Annotated in this window: 17 protein-coding genes; 9 read left to right on the top strand and 8 right to left on the bottom strand. The window is 57.8% G+C overall.

What is annotated here, in order from left to right:
• Positions 1-73: 73 nt before the first annotated feature.
• Positions 74-592 (bottom strand): Csu type fimbrial protein, encoded by a 519-nt coding sequence (locus tag GBCGDNIH1_RS19180; RefSeq protein ID WP_011632034.1) that lies wholly within the window; start codon positions 590-592, stop codon positions 74-76.
• 297 nt (positions 593-889) lie between these two features.
• Here GBCGDNIH1_RS19180 and GBCGDNIH1_RS19175 point away from each other — a divergent pair, with 297 nt between their 5' ends.
• From GBCGDNIH1_RS19175 to GBCGDNIH1_RS19140, 8 genes are read left to right on the top strand one after another with little or no spacing between them, the layout of a single operon-like run.
• Positions 890-1,420: an SUF system Fe-S cluster assembly regulator gene (locus GBCGDNIH1_RS19175; RefSeq protein ID WP_025318921.1), complete on the top strand. Its 531-nt coding sequence runs from the start codon at positions 890-892 to the stop codon at positions 1,418-1,420.
• Between the two features lie 12 nt (positions 1,421-1,432).
• Complete coding sequence (gene sufB, locus GBCGDNIH1_RS19170; RefSeq protein ID WP_011632032.1) at positions 1,433-2,929, top strand: Fe-S cluster assembly protein SufB; 1,497 nt, start codon at positions 1,433-1,435, stop codon at positions 2,927-2,929.
• Positions 2,930-2,933: 4 nt separating this feature from the next.
• Complete coding sequence (gene sufC, locus GBCGDNIH1_RS19165) at positions 2,934-3,683, top strand: Fe-S cluster assembly ATPase SufC (RefSeq protein WP_011632031.1); 750 nt, start codon at positions 2,934-2,936, stop codon at positions 3,681-3,683.
• Entirely contained in the window at positions 3,680-5,005 is a 1,326-nt protein-coding gene (sufD, locus tag GBCGDNIH1_RS19160) for a Fe-S cluster assembly protein SufD (RefSeq protein ID WP_011632030.1), read from the top strand. The genes sufC and sufD overlap by 4 nt, the downstream gene beginning before the upstream one ends.
• Complete coding sequence (locus tag GBCGDNIH1_RS19155) at positions 5,002-6,285, top strand: aminotransferase class V-fold PLP-dependent enzyme (protein WP_011632029.1); 1,284 nt, start codon at positions 5,002-5,004, stop codon at positions 6,283-6,285. Before sufD ends, GBCGDNIH1_RS19155 begins: the two co-directional genes overlap by 4 nt.
• The gene (sufU, locus tag GBCGDNIH1_RS19150) at positions 6,282-6,773 is read left to right on the top strand and encodes a Fe-S cluster assembly sulfur transfer protein SufU (protein ID WP_011632028.1); all 492 of its coding nucleotides are present in this window, start codon (positions 6,282-6,284) and stop codon (positions 6,771-6,773) included. The genes GBCGDNIH1_RS19155 and sufU overlap by 4 nt, the downstream gene beginning before the upstream one ends.
• Positions 6,774-6,783: 10 nt before the next feature.
• On the top strand, positions 6,784-7,191 hold the full coding sequence (locus tag GBCGDNIH1_RS19145; protein WP_011632027.1) for an SUF system Fe-S cluster assembly protein: 408 nt from the start codon (positions 6,784-6,786) through the stop codon (positions 7,189-7,191).
• A 39-nt stretch (positions 7,192-7,230) separates the two neighbouring features.
• Complete coding sequence (locus GBCGDNIH1_RS19140; protein WP_025286724.1) at positions 7,231-7,608, top strand: HesB/IscA family protein; 378 nt, start codon at positions 7,231-7,233, stop codon at positions 7,606-7,608.
• Between the two features lie 21 nt (positions 7,609-7,629).
• On the opposite strand, the gene GBCGDNIH1_RS19135 is transcribed toward GBCGDNIH1_RS19140, so the two are convergent.
• Positions 7,630-8,871 (bottom strand): class I SAM-dependent RNA methyltransferase, encoded by a 1,242-nt coding sequence (locus tag GBCGDNIH1_RS19135; protein WP_011632025.1) that lies wholly within the window; start codon positions 8,869-8,871, stop codon positions 7,630-7,632.
• Positions 8,872-8,901: 30 nt separating this feature from the next.
• Positions 8,902-11,193 carry a DEAD/DEAH box helicase gene (locus GBCGDNIH1_RS19130; RefSeq protein ID WP_011632024.1) on the bottom strand — a complete coding sequence of 764 codons (2,292 nt, stop codon included), beginning with the start codon at positions 11,191-11,193 and terminating at the stop codon, positions 8,902-8,904.
• A gap of 348 nt (positions 11,194-11,541) precedes the next feature.
• Here GBCGDNIH1_RS19130 and GBCGDNIH1_RS19125 point away from each other — a divergent pair, with 348 nt between their 5' ends.
• Positions 11,542-13,359, top strand: a complete 1,818-nt coding sequence (locus GBCGDNIH1_RS19125) for a glycoside hydrolase family 15 protein (protein WP_043453977.1) — start codon at positions 11,542-11,544, stop codon at positions 13,357-13,359.
• Between the two features lie 22 nt (positions 13,360-13,381).
• Here the strand turns inward: GBCGDNIH1_RS19125 and GBCGDNIH1_RS19120 are convergent, their stop codons facing one another.
• From GBCGDNIH1_RS19120 to GBCGDNIH1_RS19100, 5 genes are all read right to left on the bottom strand, one after another.
• Positions 13,382-16,582, bottom strand: coding sequence for an efflux RND transporter permease subunit (locus GBCGDNIH1_RS19120; RefSeq protein WP_011632022.1), 3,201 nt, complete (start codon positions 16,580-16,582; stop codon positions 13,382-13,384).
• Positions 16,583-16,585: 3 nt separating this feature from the next.
• Complete coding sequence (locus GBCGDNIH1_RS19115; RefSeq protein WP_011632021.1) at positions 16,586-19,699, bottom strand: efflux RND transporter permease subunit; 3,114 nt, start codon at positions 19,697-19,699, stop codon at positions 16,586-16,588.
• Positions 19,696-20,937, bottom strand: coding sequence for an efflux RND transporter periplasmic adaptor subunit (locus tag GBCGDNIH1_RS19110; protein ID WP_011632020.1), 1,242 nt, complete (start codon positions 20,935-20,937; stop codon positions 19,696-19,698). The genes GBCGDNIH1_RS19115 and GBCGDNIH1_RS19110 overlap by 4 nt, the downstream gene beginning before the upstream one ends.
• Positions 20,934-22,394 carry an efflux transporter outer membrane subunit gene (locus tag GBCGDNIH1_RS19105; RefSeq protein WP_025318931.1) on the bottom strand — a complete coding sequence of 487 codons (1,461 nt, stop codon included), beginning with the start codon at positions 22,392-22,394 and terminating at the stop codon, positions 20,934-20,936. Before GBCGDNIH1_RS19105 ends, GBCGDNIH1_RS19110 begins: the two co-directional genes overlap by 4 nt.
• 189 nt (positions 22,395-22,583) lie before the next feature.
• Positions 22,584-23,033, bottom strand: a complete 450-nt coding sequence (locus tag GBCGDNIH1_RS19100) for a CopD family protein (RefSeq protein WP_043452818.1) — start codon at positions 23,031-23,033, stop codon at positions 22,584-22,586.
• Positions 23,034-23,246: the final 213 nt, after the last annotated feature.

Below are 23,246 nucleotides of genomic sequence, written 5' to 3'. Positions count from 1 at the left end.
TTTTGGCAGTGTTAAAACAAAAAATCACCACAAATTTTGATGATTTCTCCTACAAAAACTAAAAATAATATTTTTAGAAATTGACAGTTGCTGTGATTGTATCTGCATAGGATCCGGGAGTAGGGTAATTGCCTGTTTGAATACGTCCATAGACGGTCAGGCTCTGTGCTGAACCATTCCCTGTTCCACTGACTGTATCCTGATTAGGGGTGTTGCCCCAATTTGTGCTGCGTGACGCGTCTGAATATAAGGCATAAGGAAGGGCTGAAGTTGAGTTCAGGCTCATCTTACGGTTTGATACTGTTGCACCAGAACCCGTACCAGCACTGAGTCCAACATTATAGGGCGTCGAATTCGTGCAGGTCACCTGGATCGTGGATGTCGCATCGGTTTGCGAGCCACTGTAGTTACCAAATGAAAGATTTGTAGCCTGGATGATGCAGGAGGCTTGTACAGTTGCAGTGACCTGAAAGGTTGTTGTAGTGGTTGCCGCACTGATTGACTTGAGAGGGATCAGAGAATTAACCGCTCCAACCAGAATAATGGCTGCTATTCTGCTATTTTTATTGGAGCTGAAAATTTTTAGGATCATTCCTTAGAACCTTATAGAAAAATTTTCAAGAAAGCGAGAAACACAATTTTGTTAACGTAAAAAGCTCTTTTTGTTTAATGTCAACTAAATATCTCAAAATAAGATATTTTGGTGGCAAATCATTTTAGAAAAATTCATTAATTTATTAATAATTCTAATAAATTATTATAATAACGCATATTTTAATAATGTTTTTGCTATAGGATTAAAATCCTAAAATTTTCACTCTTGATCTTTTAATAAGGGTAGTCCATTTCTACAAAACAGGACTTAATTGGTCCAGTTAAGGTGTGGCAAATGTTCAGGCTGTCAAAATTGACAGACTATGCGGTAGTGGTGCTGATCCGTCTGGCCGCAGAGTCCGGTGAGGCATCAGGGCGGGTCCAGACGGCGCCTTGTATTGCGGCTGCTACCGGTGTTCCGGAACCAACCGTAGCCAAGGTACTCAAGGCTTTATCGGTTGGAAGATTAGTGGTCTCGCAGCGAGGCGCCCATGGCGGCTATCGCCTGAATCGTTTCCTTGATCAGATTTCCATTGCCGATGTGATCCGGGTTCTGGAAGGACCGATTGCCCTGACCGCCTGTGTTGAGGGTGCGCATCCGGATTGTGAGGCTGCCTGCCTTTGCCCGATGCGGGGACGATGGGATATGGTCAACCACGCGATTGCGACAGCTTTGTCCTCCATCAGCCTTGCCGATATGGCAAGGCAGCCGATGGGTGGTACCCCTCTCGGTAACGTTTTACCACCCCAGCCTACGCAATCCTCTTCAAGCGGTTATAAGACCCGGGCGTGCCATGAGCATGCCGTGTTGTCCGTCGCGGAGTGACAGGAGCCTGCCATGCCAGCCGTTGCTGAAACCCTTGATGCCGTCAAATCCGTCACGGAATCCGGCTATAAATGGGGTTGGGAAACCGAGATCGAAATGGACATGGCCCCAAAGGGCCTGACCGAGGATACGATCCGCCTGATTTCCAGCCGCAAGGAAGAGCCGGAATGGCTTCTGGAATGGCGTCTCAAGGCGTTTGCCGCCTGGAAGACGATGGAGATGCCGGAATGGGCGCGGATCGCACATGCACCGATTGATTTTCAGGATCTGCATTACTACGCCGCTCCGAAGAAAAAAACCGGCCCCAAAAGCTTGGATGAGGTCGATCCCGAGCTGCTGCGAACCTATGAGAAACTCGGTATTCCGCTGAAGGAGCAGGCGCTTCTGGCCGGTGTGGAGGGGGCGGAGGCACTGCCGGCCTCAGCGTCCCCCGGTATTGCGGTGGATGCGGTGTTCGATAGCGTGTCGGTTGCCACCACTTTCCGGGAAAGTCTGGCCAAGGTCGGTGTGATCTTCTGCTCAATCAGCGAAGCGGTGCGGGAGCATCCGGAACTGGTGAAGCAGTATCTGGGCAGCGTGGTGCCGGCCTCCGACAATTTCTATGCGGCTCTGAACAGCGCTGTCTTTACTGATGGCAGTTTTGTCTACATCCCGAAAGGGGTGCGCTGCCCGATGGAACTGTCCACCTATTTCCGCATCAATGCGAAAAACACCGGTCAGTTCGAGCGCACGCTGATCATTGCGGAGGACGGGGCCTATGTCAGCTATCTGGAAGGCTGCACGGCACCCCAGCGTGATGAAAATCAGCTTCATGCCGCGGTGGTGGAGCTGGTGGCCCTTGATGACGCGCAGATCAAATATAGTACTGTACAGAACTGGTATCCGGGTGATGCCGAAGGCCGTGGCGGTATCTACAACTTTGTGACCAAGCGTGGTGCCTGCCGTGGTGCGCGCAGCAAGATCAGCTGGACACAGGTTGAAACCGGTTCGGCCATTACATGGAAATATCCATCCTGCCTGCTGCTGGGTGAGGGCAGCATTGGCGAATTTTACTCCGTGGCCGTCACGACCAATCGCCAGCAGGCCGATACCGGGACCAAAATGATCCATATCGGCCCTAACACGACCAGCACAATCGTGTCGAAAGGCATCAGCGCAGGGCATTCGAACAATACCTATCGCGGCCTGGTCAAGATGATGCCGAAGGCGCAGAACGCGCGTAATTTCACCCAGTGCGACAGCCTGCTGATCGGCGATCTCTGCGGTGCGCATACAGTGCCGTATATCGAAAGCCGCAATCCGACCGCCAAGATCGAGCATGAAGCCACGACATCGAAAATCGCGGATGATCAGCTGTTCTATTGCCGCAGCCGGGGCCTGTCGGAAGAAGATGCGGTCAATCTGATCGTCAATGGCTTCTGCAAGGAAGTTTTAAAGGAATTGCCGATGGAGTTTGCTGTGGAGGCACAGAAACTCCTGGCCATCAGTCTGGAAGGTTCGGTGGGTTAAAACGATGCTCAAGATCGAAAATCTGCACGCGAAAATCGAGGATAAACCGATCCTCAAGGGCATCGACCTGCAAGTGCCGCAAGGTGAGGTCCATGCAATCATGGGTCCGAACGGGTCCGGGAAAAGCACCTTGTCCTATGTTCTGGCCGGGCATGAAGGCTATGAAGTAACGGGCGGTTCCGCCCTGTTCGAAGGGCGTGAACTGCTGGAAATGGAGCCGGAGGAACGGGCCGCCGCTGGTGTGTTCCTTGCTTTCCAGTCGCCGATCGAGTTGCCGGGCGTCAACAACATGAACTTCCTGCGTACCGCGCTGAATGCGGTGCGGCGTGCGCGCGGAGAGGAGGAACTGGATGCCTCCGCTTTCCTGAAACTCGCCCGCGCCGAGGCAAAGCGTCTGTCGATGCCGGATGACATGCTGAAGCGGAACGTCAATGTCGGCTTCTCCGGCGGTGAGAAAAAGCGCAACGAGGTTTTGCAGATGTCCATTCTGCGCCCGCGCCTTGCCATTCTTGACGAGACGGATAGCGGGCTGGATATCGACGCCCTGAAAATCGTTGGCGACGGCGTGAATGCGCTGCGGGGGCCGAATTTCTCCGCGCTGATCATCACGCATCATCAGCGTCTGCTCGATCATATCGTGCCTGATCATGTGCATGTGCTGTTCGGGGGCCGGGTCATCCGCTCCGGCGGGCCGGAACTGGCGCGCCAACTGGAGCGTGAAGGCTATGCCGCAGTGATCAAGGAGGCCGCATGAACGCCGTTCAGCCGCCTGTTGTCGCTCTTCAGCCCTTGCAAACGCTGGGTGTATCGTTTCTCTCCCGGTTTCAGGGATTGCGCGATCGTATGCCTGGAGATGGGGCTATCCGGGCTGAGGCTGCCCAGGTATTCGATCGGACGGGCCTCCCTACCCAGCGTGTGGAGGCGTGGAAGTATACATCCCTGCGCCCGCTGGCCGATATTCGTTTCCGGGAACCCCTGACACAGACGGATGGGTCTGCGAGCCGTCAGCTCGGTGATGTGCCTGATCTGGGTGCACCCCGCCTGGTTTTTCTGGATGGCCGTTTTCGTCCCGATCTGTCTGACGCCGGTCTGCTGGAGGGAAGCCGGGACGGGATTGACCTTGAACATTTCGGACATTCGTCCGCTTTTGGCGAACGTACTGGCAGCGATGGTGTGCCGCTGGTGGCACTCAATACGATGTTGGCCGAAGATGGCATGGTATTGACCATTTCCTCCGGGATTGCTGCCGGCACGATCGTGCTGGTCAATCTGGCTTCTGATATGTCGGGGGAGGCGGTAGATTTTCATCCGCGCCATACGATCCGTCTCGGCAGTGGGGCGAGCCTGACTCTGGTGGAAATCTGTCGTGGTCGCGGTACCTATCTGCACAATGCGGTGACGCAGATCAGCGTGGCCGAGGACGCGGTGCTGGAGCATATCCGTTGGCAGAACGAGGATCAGCACGCGTTTCATATTGCTACCGTTTTTGCTGATGTCGCGGCACGGGGACGATATGAGGCCTTTGTGCTGAACATGGGCGGTCGGGTGGCACGTGCCGAATTCCATGCCAGACTCGATGGGGAGGGCGGAGCGGTGCATGTGCATGGCGCCCAGTTATTGCGGGATCAGCAGGTCGGAGACATCACCAGCATCGTGCGCCACACCGCTCCGGGATGTTCATCGCGGCAGGCCGTTCGCAATGTGCTGGCAGGACGCTCACGCGGCGTGTTTCAGGGCAAGATCGAGGTCACGCGGGAGGCGCAGAAAACAGACGGCTATCAGATGAATGCCGCGCTACTGCTGTCTGACGAGGCAGAGATCGATACCAAGCCGGAGCTGGAAATTTTTGCGGATGACGTGAAATGCAGCCATGGTGCAACGGTTGGCGAACTGGATGCGGACCAGATGTTCTATCTGCGCAGCCGCGGTGTTCCGGAAGTGCAGGCACGTGCCATTCTCGTAAGGGCTTTTCTGGCGGAAGCCATCGATACCGTGTCGCATGAAGGGGCTCGTGCCATTCTGGACGGCGCGATCAATGCATGGTGGACGCATGAAGAAGCGTCGGAAACCGCATGAATACGACCGTCGACAGGGAGATCGCGCTGCGGGAGACGCAGCACAGCACGGCCGGTTTCGATGTGGCCCGGATCAGGCAGGATTTCCCCATCCTGTCGCAGACGATCCGTGGCAAAAAGCTGGTGTTTCTGGATAGCGGTGCCTCGGCCCAGAAGCCGGTCAGCGTGATCGAGGCGATGAGCGAGGCGATGCGTACGCAATACGCCAATGTGCATCGCGGCCTGCACTGGATGAGCGAGCGGACGACGGAAGAATATGAATCCACACGGGATGCGGTGGCCCGTTTGCTGGGGGCTTCTGCACGGGAGGAGATCGTTTTTACCCGGAACAGCACGGAAGCGATCAACCTCGTCGCTCACAGCTACGGGCGGGGCATCCTTGCGAAAAGTGACCGTCGTGCCGTGCTGATTTCGGAAATGGAACATCACGCCAATATCGTGCCATGGCAAATGCTGCGGGATGAGACGGGTGTCGAGCTGCGTATTGCTCCGGTAACCGATGCTGGCGAGCTTGATATGGCGGCTTTTGCGCATTTGCTGTCGGATGGCAAGGTCGGCCTTGTCGCGATCACGCATATGTCCAACGTGCTGGGAACCTATGTGCCGGCGGCGGAGGTCATTGCCCTCGCACATAAGCATGGTGCGAAAGTTCTGCTGGATGGATCGCAGGCTGTGGTGCATCGCCGGGTGGATGTGACGGCGCTGGATGCGGATTTCTACGTTTTTACCGGCCACAAGCTCTACGGCCCGACCGGCATCGGTGTACTTTGGGCGAAACGTGAATTACTGGAAGCCATGCCGCCTTTCATGGGCGGTGGCGACATGATCGGCTCAGTCACGTTCGAGCGCTCCACCTGGGCGCAGGTACCGCATAAATTCGAGGCCGGTACGCCCGCCATCATCGAGGCAATCGGCCTGAAAGCCGCGATCGCTTATGTGGAGGCGATCGGTTACGAGGCGCTGGAAGCGCATGAACAGGCTCTGACCCGCCATGCATTGGCGCGTCTGAACGCCATAGAGGGCTTACGTATTATTGGCCAGGCGGCTGATCGTGGTGGTGTGATCAGCTTCGTGCTCGATCATGGTCATCCGCATGATGTGGCGACGCTGCTGGATCGTCAGGGGATAGCGGTGCGGGCCGGTCATCATTGTGCAGAGCCATTGATGCGTCGCCTGTCTCTCTCCGGGACAGCCCGGGCGACATTCGGGGTGTACAATACCCAGGACGAAATCGACTTCTTTGCCGACACTCTTACGAAAGTGAGGGATTTTCTGGCATGACGGCAGTGCAGGCTGGCATGGCTGATGATGACGTCAGGGATCTCTATCATGACCTGATCCTGCGTCATGGCAAAAAGCCCCTGCATGGCCAGAGACTGCCTGTTTTCTCCCTGTCGAGGGAGGCCGATAACCCGCTCTGCGGTGATCAGGTGACGGTGTTTATCGCCACCGGAATGCCGGATGATGGGAATGAGGTCGTTGAGGCAGTCGGTTTTGAAGCCAAAGGCTGTGCGATCAGCATCGCTTCCGCTGATCTGATGGCAGAGACGGTGAGGGGTTTAAATCGTGCTCAGGCGCACGATGTGATGAAGGGGTTTCATGCTCTGGTCCGGAGCGGGCAGGTGCCCGATCTGGAGTGCCCGGTTTGCCATGCGGCGCTGAGCCGCCTGCAACCTTTGGGCGGGGTGCATGAGTACCCGTCCCGGATCAAATGCGCGACGCTGCCCTGGCGTGCCCTCTCGGCTGCGCTGGAGCTGGATGAAGGATAGAATACGCACCATGACTGATTCGAAGATCGACATGGCGCCGGCAGATGACGCTGCCGTATCGGTGGCCCCTCCAGCGACCCATGGCAGTTGGACGCCGGATGGTGAGACGCGCCCCGCCGTGACGGAGGATGCGGTGATTGCTGCGGTCGCGAGCGTACATGATCCGGAAATACCGGTGAATATCTACGAGCTTGGCCTGATCTACGCTATCGACATCCATGATGATGGCAAGGTGAAAGTCGAAATGACCTTGACTGCCCCTGCCTGCCCGAGCGCACAGGAACTGCCTGAACAGGTGCATCATGCTGTTGCGGCGGTTCCCGGCGTGACCTCCGTGCATGTCGAAACGGTGTGGGATCCGCCATGGGATCCAAGCCGGATGAGCGAAGATGCCAGACTGCAACTGAATATGTTTTAGGCCGGCCTGACTGGGTGGTCTGACATGGGGTATGATGCAATGACTGTCGATACAAATCAGACAACGGGAACGGCACCGCGTCGTGCTTTGCCACCGTTGATGTCACTGACCGATGCAGCCGCCGAGCGGTTGCAGCAGCTTTATACGACCGGCCAGCAGGGACGGCTGTTGCGGATTGCCGTATCCACCAAGGGATGCTCCGGCAAATCTTACGACATGAGCTGGGTCGAGGAAAAAGGCGAGGGGGATGAGGTGGTGATCGACAAAGGCGTCACCGTCCTGATCGACCGCAAGGCGACCCTGTTTTTGATCGGCACGGTGATGGATTATCAGGTGAAGCAGCTTGAGGCTGGTTTCACCTTTATCAATCCGAATGAAAAAGGCCGTTGTGGCTGCGGGGAAAGCTTCCACGTCTGATCCTGCACGCGAGCAGTCGGATCAGAGGCTGAACACCGCCACCGTTTCAATCTGCGTGGACCAGAGAAACTGGTCGATCACTGAGGCCGATACCAGCCTGTAGCCAGCTCCGGCCAGAAGGGTGGCATCCCGCCGCAGGGCATGCGGATTGCAGCTGACATAGATGATCCGGGGCACTTTGGCTTGTGCCAGCGTGGCGCATTGTGCCGCCGCACCGGCATGGGGTGGATCGAGAATCACGACATCCACCCCGCGCAGCTCGGCGGCTTGCAGCGGCTGGCGGAACAGGTCTCTGCGAGTGATCTGGCCAAATCCGGCCCGCTTGACAGCAGCGACGGCGGCTTCATCGCCTTCATAGGCCATGCCGGGTTTCAGGCGCAGGGTGAAGGTACCGATACCCGCGAATAATTCGACGATCTTGCGTCGCTTTTTCGGCAGTCCGGCTTCGATGGCTGCCATAATGGCATCTTCTGCGGCGCGGCTGGCCTGAAGAAAGGCGCCCGGAGGGGCCGTGATGCTGTGTCCGCTGAAGGTAATAACGGGGTCACGCAACTGGCACAGTACCTCGGGGCGTCCCCGCTCCCCCTCGGCCCAGGAAATGCGGGCCAGCCCGTGTTGATGGGCGAAAGCCGCCAGCAGGGTGCGATCCTCGACAGAAGGGAGGCGATCCGTGCGCAGCAGCAGATCAATCCCGTTTTCCGTCATATTGGCGACAGCGCTGCCTTCACGTTTCAGCAAAGCGAGAGTAGGCAGCACGATACGCAGTGCGGCAATCAGCTCCATCAGGGAGGGATCAATCACCGGGCAATGCTGAATGTCGACAATCTCGGCAGAGCGGGCGCGGTGCAGCCCGACCCGAACGGTTTTGCCGCTACGGCGCAACCCGAAATCAATCCTGCGCCGCACAGCAGGTGGGCTTTGCCATGTGCTGAAAGCATCAGATAGCACATCCGGTGCCACTGCTTTGAGAGCAGAGGCAACCTGTCCAGCTTTCCAGCCAAGGCCGCCATCATCGGTATGCTGCATGGCGCATCCGCCGCAAATGCCGAAATGCTGACAGACCGGCTCTACACGATGCGGACTGGGTTCCAGAATGCGCTCGATCTGGCCAATCAGCGCATCGCCACGCTTGCCCGCTTCGGAAACCTCGACCAGTTCTCCGTCCAGGGCATACGGAACGTAGATAGTCGGATGATCCCCTTCAGCCGGGCAAACTCCATCAGCCTCCGCGCCGAGACGAGCGACCCGCAATGCGATTGTCATGAATGCCTCATGCAGGGCAGCCGGACGGTCTCAGGAAAGACCGTCGGCAGGGTCCGCTGTGTCTTCAGTCCGGATGTCTTTGGCAATCCGGCGCGGCAGCAGCATGAATGCCGGAACATCATCGCCGAAGCCGCGCACGGAGGGGCCGAGATCATCATCTCGGCGCCGGTCACGGCCGGATTGCGGACGACGATCCTCCACCGCGGCATTGGATGATGCTGATCCCGGTGCATGCGGCTGGTTATGGCCACCCGAATGCTTCTGCCGGCCATGCTCGTCATTGCGGGAGCGATGGTGACGATCCTGTGACTGGGTTGGCTGGGCTGGTGCTGGTGCAGGCTGTGTGGTCGCAACTTCCGCTACGGGATCAGGCGTGATGTCAGCCTGTGATTTGGCATCGGCTTCGGTGAAAGCGCGATCTTTCCTTGCGTTGTCCTGCCCCCGGCTGCCGTAGCGGTTATTTCCCTTGCCGCCCTTCCCATTTTTATGACGGCGACCACGGCCACGATTCGGCTCTTCCGACCACTCGGCGCGCTCCAATCCCTCGATCTCGATACGGGGGATAGGGGCGTTGATCAGCTTCTCGATCGCATCGACGGCAAATTTGTCATCCGGCGAAGCCAGCGTAAAGGCAGCGCCTTCCCGCCCGGCACGACCGGTGCGGCCGATACGATGCACGTAATCTTCCGCATGAATCGGTACGTCGAAATTGAATACATGGCTCAACCCGCCAATATCAATGCCACGTGCGGCGACGTCGGAGCAGACCAGAAGCTGTAAGGAGCCTGCCTTGAACTTCTCAAGCGTGGAGAAACGCAGGCTCTGTGCCAGATCGCCATGCAGCGGGCCGGCTGCAAACCCGTGTTTGACCAGCGATTTCGTCAGAATATCGACATCACGCTTTCGGTTACAGAAGATCAGCGCATTCTGCACTTTCTCCTGCCGTAGTAGATGGCGAAGCGCTTTTCGCTTGTCCATTTCGCCGACCAGAGCCAGGCCGGAGGTAATGGTGGTGGCGACGGAGGCAGGCTTGGCAACCGTGATTTCCTTCGGGTTCTGAAGGAATGCATCGGCCAGACGGCGGATTTCCGGCGCCATTGTGGCGCTGAAGAACAGTGTTTGCCGGTTATGTGGCAGCAGGCTGACAATACGCTCCACATCCGGGATAAAGCCCATATCCAGCATACGGTCGGCTTCGTCGATGACGAGGATGCGTGTATCGGTCAGCAGCAGACCACCGCGGTCGAAAAGGTCGATCAGGCGGCCCGGCGTGGCGATCAGTACGTCCACCCCCTTGCTCAACACATCACGCTGATCGTTCATGCTTTCGCCGCCGATCAACAAAGCATGGTTCAGCTTCAGATATTGTCCGTATTTGACGAAATTCTCGGCCACCTGAAGCGCCAGTTCTCGGGTCGGCTCCAGAATCAGGCTGCGCGGCATCCGGGCACGGGCACGGCGGTCGGACAGGATGTCCATCATCGGCAGGGTGAAGCTGGCGGTCTTGCCGGTGCCTGTCTGGGCGCAGCCAAGCACGTCACGGCCCATCAGCACCACCGGAATGGCCTGCGCCTGAATCGGGGTTGGATGCAGATAGCCCATTTCGGTAATGGCGCGCTGTACTGGCTCCGACAGGCCGAGATCGGCGAAAAGCGGGCGATCATCGACTTCTTCTGGTGCGACTGCCTGGACAGTATCTTCAGTCGGAGCTGGCTGGATGGTTTCCGCGGCCTCCTCCACTAATGAAGAATCGGTCTGTGTCTCGTTGCTGACAGAGGCATGCGCCGTTGCAGAACGGGCACTATGGCGGGCTGGACGACGCGGGCGCCGAAGCCGGACGGAAGTGGTATCCTCCGTTACTGCCGCTGCCGTTTCAGGGGCGGGTTGCGCAACCGGAACGGGTGTGTCTTCAACTGGTTCAACGGCAGTTGATTCCTGAGCCGTCAAGGGAGCGGCCTTGCCACGGGAGACCCGGCGCTTGCCGCGCGGCGCGGATTCTTCCACCGTTGTTTCTATGGCGGTTTCTGCAACAGCTTCCACTACAGGAACGGGATCGGCTTTTTTGACGGCCGTGGTGCGGCGGCCCCGTGACTTCGGTGCCTCGGGCTGTACATCATCAGCCATCACGGCTTTGGAGGGGGCGCGCCTGCGCACAGGCTTTTCCGCCTCGTTATCGGCTGGGATAGAGGCCTTGGCGGCGGCCGCTTTCCGGCGGGAGGGGCGCTTTTTGCTGACGTCCTGATCCGCCTGTTCTGCGGCGGGAAGGTCGGCCGGTTCAGCCTTGTCGGCTGGTTGCTCGTTCAACGTGGCGATCTCAATCACTGAATGCTGCTTCGCGCGCTCTCGGCCGCCGAAACCGGCCTTGGCCGGGATTGGTCTCGTTGATCGGGAACGCCATTACGCACAATGCGTATTGATGCGCTCATATCTGGAAAATGCCTCGGAAAGTCAAGGTTGCGATAGACCGCCCAGTATCCCGTTTTCTGGTGCGGGGCGTTGCCGTCAGAGGAAATATCAAGGCAGGCTAGGTGCTTCCTGTCGCAAACCGGGTGTTATAGCTCCGTTGGTCAGGGCTGCATGAAAGAAGAAGGAGACAGAGATGCGTCTGATAAATACCCCCTTCATGCCGTTTTCAGCAGGTGGTGCGCTGTGACGCTCGATGATCTTCCCATGGCTATCGAGGATTATGGTCTGATCGGTGATTGCCGGACGGCGGCACTGGTCAGCCGTCACGGTTCCATTGACTGGCTCTGCTGGCCCAGATTCGATGGAGCAGCCTGCTTTGCCGCACTTCTGGGGCAGGCACGTCACGGTCGTTGGGCCATTGCGCCGGAAGCATTGGGCAAGACCCCGGAAAAGGTGAGCATCACAAGGCGGTATCGGGGTGATACGCTGGTACTGGAGACGGTTTTCACGACCGATACCGGTGAAGTCGCGTTGATCGACTTCATGCCGGTGCATCCGGACCCGGACGACGATGGTTCTTCCCTGATCCGTATCGTGGAGGGCAGAAAAGGCTCGGTAGAGATGCAGATGCATCTTGTGCTGCGGTTCGATTACGGGATTTCCGTTCCATGGGTCATGCATCTTGATGACGAGGAAGGGATTACTGCCATTGCCGGCCCTGCCATGACGGTGCTGCGAACGCCGGTGGAGATTGAGGGAGAGAATCTGTCCAGCATTGCCCGGTTTACGGTGACAGAGGGCCGGAAAATTCCGTTCGTTCTGTCCTACGGCCCGTCTCATCTGCCTCCTCCGGTTCGGCTGGATGCCGAGGAGGAGCTTCGGCATACCGAGGCATGGTGGCATGAATGGAGCAGCCAGTGCACCTATGAGGGGCCATGGCGGGATGTCATGCAACGCTCGCTGATCACGTTGAAGGCGCTGACTTATGCCCCAACCGGTGGCATTGTTGCTGCTGCAACTACGTCCTTGCCGGAGGAAATCGGTGGCAGCCGTAACTGGGATTACCGTTATTGCTGGTTGCGGGATTCCACGCTGACCCTGTTCGCCCTGATGCATGGCGGCCACAGGCAGGAAGCGCAGGAATGGCGTGACTGGTTGCATCGGAGCATTGCCGGGAAGGCCGAACAGATCCAGATCATGTACGGGCTGGCCGGTGAACGCCGTCTGGATGAATGGTCAGTGCCATGGCTGCCCGGGTATGAAAATTCCTCCCCGGTTCGCATCGGCAATGGGGCTGCCGGGCAGTTGCAGCTTGATGTCTATGGAGAAGTCATCGACACGCTGTACCAGGCACGGGAGAGAGGGCTGCAAGTGCCGGCTTCCTCCTGGAGTCTGGAAAAAGCGCTGGTCAAATATCTCGAAACCATATGGCAGGAGCCGGATGAAGGGCTGTGGGAGGTCCGGGGCGGACGTCAGCATTTCACCTTCTCCAAGGCGATGGTCTGGCTGGCTTTCGATCGGATGGTTCTGAATGCCGAGCATTTCGGGCTGGAGGGGCCAGTCGATCACTGGCGTGCCCTGCGTGATGAAGTGCATGAGCGGGTCTGCCGCGAGGGCTTCAACAAGGAGATGAACAGCTTCGTGCAGTATTTCGGCGGCGATACGCTGGATGCGAGCCTGCTGGTGCTGCCTCTGATCGGATTTCTGCCGGCAACTGATCCCCGTATGGTGGGGACCGTGGCGGCGATAGAGCGGACTCTGCTCAAGGATGGTTTCGTGTACCGCTATCGCACGGAGGAGGGCACGGATGGCCTGCCGGGCGATGAAGGTGCTTTTCTGGTCTGCACTTTCTGGTTGGCGGATAATTACGTTTTGCAGGGGCGGCAAGATGAAGCCGTCAGAATGCTGGAACGCCTGCTGGCCATCCAGAGTGATCTCGGATTGTTTGCCGAGGAATACGACCCCCATCGCAAACGGCAGGTTGGTAATTTCCCGCAGGCTTTCTCGCATGTTGGTCTGATCGCGACGATCCTGAACATTGCTGATGGCGGCCCTGCCTATCAACGTAAGGAGCGTTCATAAATCCTTTATGACAAAACGAGGTTCAGGAAGGATTAATGGCCGGGCGCGCTTTGCCTCGTCTGGCCAGCTTTTCCAGCGCAAGATAAATGATCGGCGTCGTATAGAGGGTCAGTATCTGACTGGCGATCAGGCCGCCGATGATTGAAATACCCAGCGGCTGCCGCAGCTCTGCGCCTGTGCCGAAGGAAAATGCCAGTGGCACTGCGCCGAGAAGGGCTGCGAGTGTTGTCATCAGGATCGGGCGAAACCGTTCGGCACAGGCTTCGCGAATGGCGCTGGCGGCATCCAGACCTGCATCCCGTTGCTGCTCCAGCGCGAAATCCACCAGCATAATGCCGTTTTTCTTGACGATGCCCATCAGTAACACGATGCCGATAATACTGATCAGGGAGAGATCAACCCCTGCAAGTAGCAGTGCGATCAGCGCACCCAGCCCCGCCGAAGGCAGTGTGGAGAGGATCGTCAGCGGCTGGATGAGGCTTTCATAGAGAACACCCAGAACGACATAGATGGCTGCCAGTGCGCCGATCAGCAGAAAAGGCATGGCCTGCCCGGCTTTTTTGAACAGGGCGAGATTACCGCCGAACTCTCCGCGTATGCTGGCGGGCATCCCGAGTGAACGCACAGCTTCCAGAACGGCGTCCTGAGCGGTGCTGACCGGAATGCCGGGCTTGATGTTGAAGCTGAGCGATGCTGAGGGAAAACCGGCCTCATGATCAATGGAGAGGGGGGCGGTCGTATATTGGGTAAGGGCCAGTGCCATCAGCGGCACCTGATTACCGCCGATCTGCGTGCCGCCGACTGCACTGCCCAGCGTAACCTGCCCTGTGGCGTTCTGAAGCGTGGCGCGGCTGGCTGTGGCGGGGGCCGCGGTGCCGTTGACGTTGGTGGCAGGGACATACAACGTGTTCAGCCCGGCGGGGCTGCTCTGAAGCGATGGCAGGGCCTGAAGCACCACCTGATACTGGTTACGATCAGTATAGATGCGTGAAATCTGTCGCTGTGAAAAAGCATTGTTCAGCGCGGAATCAATCCCGCTGACAGTGGTACCGAGACGGGAAGCGGTATCACGATCAATCATGATATCAATTTCCGGTCCGGCATGATCCTGATCGGAGGAGACATCGGCAATCTCAGGCACGCTCTGCAAGCGTTTCTGTAAACGCTGTGCCCAGCTGCGCAATTCCCTGATATCATCTGCTTGCAGGACATATTCAAACTGTCCGGAATCCTCTCTGCCACCCATCCGAAGGTCCTGTGCGGAGTGCAGAAATGTCTCCAGCCCGAGAATGGTGCCGAGTTTCGGCCTGAGTCTGGCGATCACCTGTTCTGACGAAACATGGCGTTTCTCCAGCGGCTTCAGCTGAATATACATCATGCCTCGATTGAGCGCATTGAAGCCGTTCGAGACGCCGACACGCCCATCCACATTCAAGACGGCAGGATCGGCGCGGATGATCGCCTCGGCCCTGTGCTGTAAATCGCGCATGGCGGCATAGGAAATATCCGGCCTGGCAATCGTGCTTCCCTGCAACAGGCCGGTATCCTGAATGGGCAGGAAGCTTTTGGGGATAGCGCGGTACAGCGTGACGGTGACGGCAATCGTCAGAACCATGCTGAGCAGCATAAGAGCGGAATGTTTCAGCGCCCAGCCAAGCGTTCGAAGGTAAAACCGCTCGATCCCGTTCAGCAGGTGTTCCACCCGCTCATCCCATCGCCGTAGCAGGGGATTATCCAGCGCATGAACCTGTCGTCCAAACACCCCCATGAGCATGGGGGTCAGGGTGAGGGATACCACGGCGGAAATGACAATGCTGACACTCAGCGTCATGACGAATTCGTGGAACAGCCTCCCCTGTATGCCCGGCATGAAGATGATCGGGATGAACACTGCCAACAGGGACAGGGTGATGGAAATGACGGTGAAACCGATCTGGGAGGCCCCGTCGATGGCGGCGCGAAGACGGCTTTTGCCCATTTCCATGTGACGGACGATGTTTTCGATCATGACGATGGCATCATCGACCACGAACCCGACCCCGATGGTAATGGCCATCAGAGAGAAATTATCGAGCGAGTAGCCCAGAAGCCACATGGCCCCCAGCGTCCCGGAAATGGAGAGGGGTACAGTCACGGCAGCGGCGATGGTCGGCATCAGGCGCCGCATGAACACGAACACGACCATCAGCACCAGCGCTATACTGACCAGTAATGTGAACTGTACATCATCGACGCTTGCGCGGATCGTGCCGGTGCGATCAACCACGATCGCCATGTTGATATCACCGGGAAGCCAGGAGCGAAGCTGGGGCAGGATTTTTTTTATCCCATCAACGGTCTCGATGACATTGGCGCCGGATTGTTTGGAAATCTGCAGCAGGATCGCAGGCTTTCCATTGCTGGTGGCGGAAAGCCGCGTATTCGCCACGCCATCTACGATATCGGTGATATCTCCCAGACGTAAAAAGCCGCCATTCGATGCCTTGAGCACGACCTTCCGATAGGATTCTGCATCATCGATCTGGCCGTTGATCAGAATGGCGCGGCGTACATCCCCATTTTCGATGACACCGGTTGGCTGGGTGACATTCGTGTTGCGAACAACATTATACAGATCCTGTCCGGACAGGCTGGCCGCTGCCAGACGCATAGGATCGGTGCTGATACGGACAGCGGGTTTTTCCGCGCCATTGATCTGTACCTGACTGACACCGTTCACCTGAGCCAGTCTCTGTCCGAGCATACTGTCTGCCAGATCGTACAGCTCGCGAATGGTATGGCTGTCGGAGGTCAGCGCGATCATCATGACCGGCGCCTCAGCAGGATTGAATTTGCGGATGAAGGGGCTGACCGGAAGATCGGATGGAAGATCGGCGCGGGCGGCATTGATGGCTGCCTGCACATCCTGTGCAGCGGAATCGACGCTTCTGTCGAGATCGAAAATCACGACGATATTGCTGGCACCCACGGAGTTGGTGGAGATCAACTCCATGACACCGGAAATCTCTCCCAGCCTGCGCTCCAGCGGTGCGGCGATGGAGCTTGCCATGGTTTCCGGATCGGCGCCGGGCTGATTGACGAACACCACGATCGCGGGAAGATCAACACTGGGCAAGGCGGAAACCGGCAGAAAGCGATACGCGATGATCCCGGTCAGCAGAATACCGATGGAAAGCAGGATCGTTGCCACCGGACGCAGGATGAAGGGCATGGAGACATTCATCGCTCAGTCTGCCGGCAGATCCAGCGGACCGGGCTTGCGGCCATGGTTGAGGCGCATGCGCACACGCTCCATCATCAGATAGATGACCGGTGTGGTATAAAGGGTCAGCAACTGGCTCAGCAGCAGGCCCCCAATGATGGTGATGCCCAGCGGATAGCGTAATTCCGATCCGGCTCCATGCTGGAGCGCCAGCGGCAGTGCCCCCAGCAAGGCGGCCGCTGTCGTCATGATGATGGGACGGAAGCGCAGCAGGCAGGCTTCTTCAATCGCTGCCGCGGGGGAAAGCCCACGATCCCGCTCCGCCTCGATAGCGAAGTCGATCATCATGATCGCATTTTTCTTGACGATGCCCATCAGCAGCACGATGCCGATCAGCGCAACCAGAGAAAGATTGGTTCCGGTCGCCATCAGGGCCAGAAGCGCGCCGATGCCTGCGGAAGGCAGCGTGGAGAGGATTGTAACCGGATGGATGGTGCTCTCATACAGCACGCCCAGCACGATGTAGATCACAATGATGGCGGCAAGGATAAGCCATGGCTCGCTGGCCAGACTACGCTGGAATTCGGCGGCATCACCCGCATAGGAACCGGCAATCGTTTCCGGCACCCCGATCTGGAGACTGGCGGCAGAGATGCTGCTCATGGCCTGTTCCAAGGATATCCCCGGTGCCAGATTGAAGCTGAACGTGACCGAGGGAAACTGTTCCTGATGGGTGATGGCGAGCGGTGCGCTGACCGGAGCGAGCGTTGCCACCGCCGCCAGCGGAACCTGCGTGTCGTTCTGCCCCGGCACACGCAGACGGTTGAGCACATCCGGGAGTGACTGCCACGCCGGGTCGGATTCCAGCACCACGCGATACTGGTTGGACTGCGCATAGATGGTGGAGATCTGTCGCTGCCCGAAAGCATCATACAGCGTATCCTCAATTGCCTGTACGGTAATGCCAAGACGCATGGCGGCGGCGCGGTCGACAGTAATCATGATCGCGCTGCCCTGATCCTGCTGGTCAGAAGCAACATCCTGCAACATGGGCAATGCTTTCAGCGTATGCAGCAGACGAGGTGCCCATTGCTGAAGTTCCCTCACATCCGTATCAATAATGGTGTACTGATACTGGGTACGCGTAATACGGGTTCCGATCTGGATATCCTGTTGCGCCTGCATATACGCCGTCAGGCCGGGTTGATGTGCGAAGATGATGCGAAACCGCTCCATTACTTCCAGCACCGGATCACGCAGGGCGGGCGGTTTCAGGACGACGGTCAAGCGGCCTGTATTGGGCGTGGCATTGGTCGTGCCGACCCCGACCAGAGACGTGATCGTTGCCACGGCTGGATCCTTGGCCAAAAGGCGGGCGGCATTGTTTTGCAGGGTCCCCATGCGTTTGATGGAAACGCTCTGGTCGGCCTCCGTGACGATCGTGATGATCCCGGTATCCTGTGCGGGCAGAAATCCTTTCGGAGTCATCACATAAAGGAGGATGGTGATGGCAAGGGATGAGAAGGCAACCAGCAGTACCACGCCCTGGTGTGCCAGAGCGATATGCAGCGTGCGGCGGTAGACCTCCAGACAGGCGGAAAATCCACGCTCGAACAGACGTGGCAGAAGACCGGGCCTTTCCTCATGCAGGGGGCGCAGCAATCTGCCACACATCATCGGGGTCAATGTCAGGGAGATCACTGCGGAGACAACCACCGCCACGGTGAGCGTAATGGCAAATTCCTTGAACAGCCGCCCTACCACACCGGACATGAACAGCAGCGGTATGAACACGGCCACCAGCGAGACTGTCAGCGATATGATGGTGAAGCCGATCTGCCGTGCCCCTTCATAAGCGGCCTGAAGTGGAGGCACCCCGCGCTCGATATACCGCACTACGTTTTCGATCATGACGATGGCGTCATCGACTACGAAACCGGTCGCGATGGTCAAAGCCATCAGGGAAAGATTGTCGAGACTGTATCCAGCCTCATACATCACCGCAAACGTCCCGATCAGGGAGAGTGGCAGCGCAATGCCCGGGATGATCGTCGCCCGTAAGGAACCCAGAAACAGGTAGATCACCGCGACGACCAGCAGGATCGACAGAACGAGTGTTATCTCGACCTCGGCGACAGAGGCACGGATGGTATCGGTGCGGTCGGCAATGATCGAAAGTTGTACTCCCGCCGGAAGAGCGTTCTGTAATTCCGGCAGGGCTTCCCTGATTGCGCCGACGGTTGCGACGATATTGGCTCCGGGCTGGCGCTGGATATCCAGTACGACGGCTGATTGCTGTGTTCCGCTGCGAAGAACCCATGCCCCGACATGATTGTTTTCGAGTCCGTTCACAATGCTGGCAATATTCGACAGCCGGACGGGTGCGTTATTGCGCCATGCGATGACCAGAGAACGATAGGCATCCGGCGACACAAGCTGATCATTGGCGCCTAGCTGGATGGAGCGTTCAGCACCGTCGAAGCCGCCTTTCGCTCCGTTTACATTCGCATTGGAAACAGCATTGCGGACATCTTCCAGAGACAGACCATACGCTGCCAGCCGATCCGGCAACAGCCTGATCCGCACGGCCTTGCGCAGGCTCCCCTGAATGGTGGCCCGCCCGACACCCGGAAGCTGCGATAGTTTTGGTTGCAGAACAGTATCGGTAATATCTGCAATCGCATCCAGTGGTACAGTCCCCGATGTCAGGGCCAGAGACAGGATCGGTGCATCCGCCGGATTGATTTTTGAATATGTCGGCGGATAAGGCAGATTTGCCGGCAGCGTTCCGTTGGCAGCATTGATGGCAGCCTGAACATCCTGTGCCGCGCTGTCCATGTTACGGGACAGATCGAATTGCAGCGTAATCTGGCTGATGCCATCGGCACTGGTGGAGATCATGCTTGTCAAGCCGGGAATCTGCCCGAACTGGCGCTCCAGCGGCGCTGTCAGCAGCAGGGCGGAGCCGGTAGGGCTGAGGCCAGGCAGACGGGTCATCACCTGTATGGTCGGAAAATCGACCTCCGGCAGAGAGGAAACAGGCAGCCATAGATAGCCCAGCAATCCACCGAGCATCATCGCAATCGCCAGCAGGGAGGTTGCGATCGGACGCGCAATAAAGGGCGCGGATATACTCATCCGTGCGGCCTGTTCCCGTGCGGATGGGGCTTCTGTTGAGGAGGTGTCTGTCCGGGTGGCTGATCCGTGGCGATACTGACGGTCGCGCCGTCAGTCAGGCGGGATGCACCATCCAGCACGACCGTTTCGCCTGGATGCAGACCGTCCTTGATGACGATCGCACTCTGGTTTTCCTGGCCGGTTGTGACAGTACGCCTTGAAACGGTTTTATCTTTGTTGACGATCCAGACAAAAGCGCTGTCCGGTCCGTGCTGAATCGCCAGCGGCGGTACTGTGACGGCACCATGCAAAGTTTCCACCAGCAGACGAGCATTCACGAAACCGCCAGGCCAGAGAAGGTGATTTTTATTCGGGAACACGGCTTTCAGCTTGACTGTGCCGGTGGTGCTGTCCACCTGATTGTTGAGCACGGTCAGTGCGCCTTTATCCAGAACGTCCGGATCATCCGGGCGCTCGCCACCCGTTGCATTCCCCTGCGGCAGGGCAATCACTGAAAGAGGCGTACCATTTTCGTGCTGAATGGCGCGTATCAGCCTGGGCAGAACCTGCTGAGGCAATGTGAAGATAACGGCAATCGGCTCGATTTGTGTGATCACCACCAGACCGTTGGTGGAACTGCTGCTGATCAGATTGCCGACATCCACCTGTCTCAATCCGGTGCGGCCATCAATCGGGGCGCGGATGGTGGTCCAGTCCAGATTGGTGCGGGCGCCGTCAATCAGGGCCTGATCCTGCTTCACCAGGGCTTCGTTCTGCGCCACCGTGGCCCGCTGGGTGGCCAGTGTCTGGGCCGAGGTGTAGTTGTTCCGCCCCAATTGCTCATAGCGTTTCAGATCGAGCTTCGCATTGGCGAGATTGGCCTCATCCTGCGCTTTCTTGGCGATATACTGGTCGAGGGTCGCTTTGTAAGCACGGGGATTGATCTGTGCCAGAATATCGCCACGGTGGACGTCCTGACCTTCGGTAAAGCGGACTTCCAGCAATGGGCCGCTGACCATCGGCTGCACCGTAACGGTGTAAAAACCTTGTACAGTCCCCAGCCCGTCCAGAAAAACCGGAATGTCCTGCGTTATAACGTCCGCGGTTCTTACAACCACGGCATGACTGCCCCCCGCCTGCGTGGGCCTTCCACCAGCGTGATGCGGCCGGGATTGTTTGGTATGGTTGACGAGCCAGTAAACCCCGCTTCCCGCAGTGGCAACCAGAAGCAGCCAGATCGCAAAAGTACGGAATTTCATATCTTGTGTCCGGGAGCGGGCAAGCGGGTCCAGCCACCGCCAAGGGCCTTGTAGAGATTGATGACCGCTTCAAATCGCGACAACCTGACCTGAGCCAGAGTGGCCTGATTACTGAACAAGGTCTGTTGTGCCTGCAACAGGGCAGTAACATCAATCACCCCGGCCAGAAGCTGGGCGCGCGCGACATCGGCCGCGCGTCGTGAGACCTCCACAGCCTTGCGCTGCATTGCTTCCTGTTCAGTAGCGTACCGATAGGAGGTGATGGCATTTTCCACATCGGTGAAAGCCTGCACCACGGCCTTGCGATAGGTCGCGAGCAACTCCTCATAGCGGCCTTTGGCAATATCGAGATTACCGAACAGAACGCCGTTATCGAAAACCGTCTGGGCCACGCTGCTGCTGAGGCTGGCAATCTGCCCCTGAGGCGTAAACAGGTAAGCCATCGTCAAAGCCTGAAATCCCCCGCTTGCCGTCAGGGTAAAGGAGGGAAAGAACTTCGCCCGTGCAACCTTGATATTGGCGTTGGCGGAGGCAAGCTGAGCTTCGGCGGCGGCAATATCCGGCCGCCGTGCCACCAGATCAACGGGCAGACCGGGGGCTGGTTGTGGGATGGTCGCCTGTTCCAGGGATCCTCCTTTGACGGAGACCATTTCCGGCGGCCGACCGACCAGGAGACCGAGGCTGATCACCTGCTGTTCCAGCTGGGAACGGAGTGCCGGGACGTTGGCGCGTAATCCCTCCATCAGCGCTTCCTGCTGTGAGACATCCAGCAAAGAGGCAGTTCCTGCCTCGAAACGGGCACGGATGACCTTCAGTGTTTCCTCACTTTGCCGCAGATTGTCCTCGGCAATGGCGACGCGTGCCTGAAAGCCCAGAATATTGAAATAGGTGGTGGCGACAGCGGCTGTCGTCGTCAGTGCTACGGTGGCCTGATCGAAACGGCTATACTGGGCACTTTCCTTTGCGGCCTCGAAAGTCGCACGATTTTTGCCCCAGAAATCCAGCTCATAGCTGATTGTATCAGAAATGTTATATTGCCGGACTTCATTGGTATGATTGCCAGGTGTCAGAATGGTGTTGCCCGCCCCGACGGAGACACCGGATGCCCCGTTTTTGGTCCGTGCTGTCTGATTCCATGAATGGCCTCCCGACAGGGATGAGGCGGGTAACAATGGCGCGCCGGAGACGCGTGCCTGTGCATCGGCTTGACGGACACGGGCAATGGCGGCGGCGATGTCGAAATTGCGGGCTTTGGCTTCTTCCATCAGCTCCGTCAGTTCCGGCTGATTGAAGTCACGCCACCACTCGGCAGACGGCCAGGCCGCTTGTGCACTGGCAGGAGTGGCACGGAAAGCGGCGGGGATATCCAAATCCGGAGATTTCCAGCTGGGCCCGAGCGAACAGGCCCCCAAAATAGCCGCCAGAAACGGGCCCAGTGCCCATGTTCTTACCGCCATACGTGATCGTGCTTCCGGCTGATGGACAAGGAACAGGAATCCCTGATGCCGAAGCACAGGGTAATACCGTTCGGCTGAGGGCGAAGGCGTAATACTTGGCACGCGTTTCCAGAGAGTGGCCAATAGAGACGGGGTGTAAGGGAACAGAGAAATTGTAACGGGAATATGTCTATCCCGCCATGATCCCTTTCAACCAATATAGGTCCGGATTGTGCATGCAATGATGATCGTGATGAAACCCAGGCCGAAATTCACATGCACCAGTTGCCTGATCCGGTCAAAAGCGCTGACAGGAGGGATGGCGCCATTCTGAAGGCTCCGCCATGGTCCGCTCAGGATGGCACCGTAGACACAAGCCATGATCAGGCCGGTCAGTGTCATGACATGCACCTGCCAGGGGGCACGGGCGAAAGAGCCGTAAAGGCTGAAGCTCATGATGAACCCGCTGAGCAGAATGGCCGGAATGACCAGTCGCAGAATGGCGAAAAACCGTCCCAGCACGGCCATATGAAAGGCGACCCGTTCGGCAGGCTGAATGAGAATGAGGTTGGGCCGCAGCACGAACAGGGCGAAAATCATGCCGCCCACCCACAGCACGGTCCCCAGAAGATGGACGGCCAGCAGAACAGAACTCAACATGTCGCAACCCCGTTTGATGTAAGCCGGCACAGCGGATCAAAAACCATGGAGCCGAGACGTAGCCGATTGCACTCTTCCCGGCGATGATTTCTTCAGAAAAAATAGCCGGTCTTTTTGACAGGATGATGGCAGCAGAATTCTGCCCTGTCGGTATCTGTAGCCGGTGTCTGTAAAGGTACTGTTGTTCAGGAAATCGAGATGTGAAAGATGTCA

The sequence above is a fragment of the Granulibacter bethesdensis CGDNIH1 genome, from assembly GCF_000014285.2.
Lineage (GTDB): Bacteria > Pseudomonadota > Alphaproteobacteria > Acetobacterales > Acetobacteraceae > Granulibacter > Granulibacter bethesdensis.
This window is presented reverse-complemented; position numbering and strand designations above follow the sequence as displayed.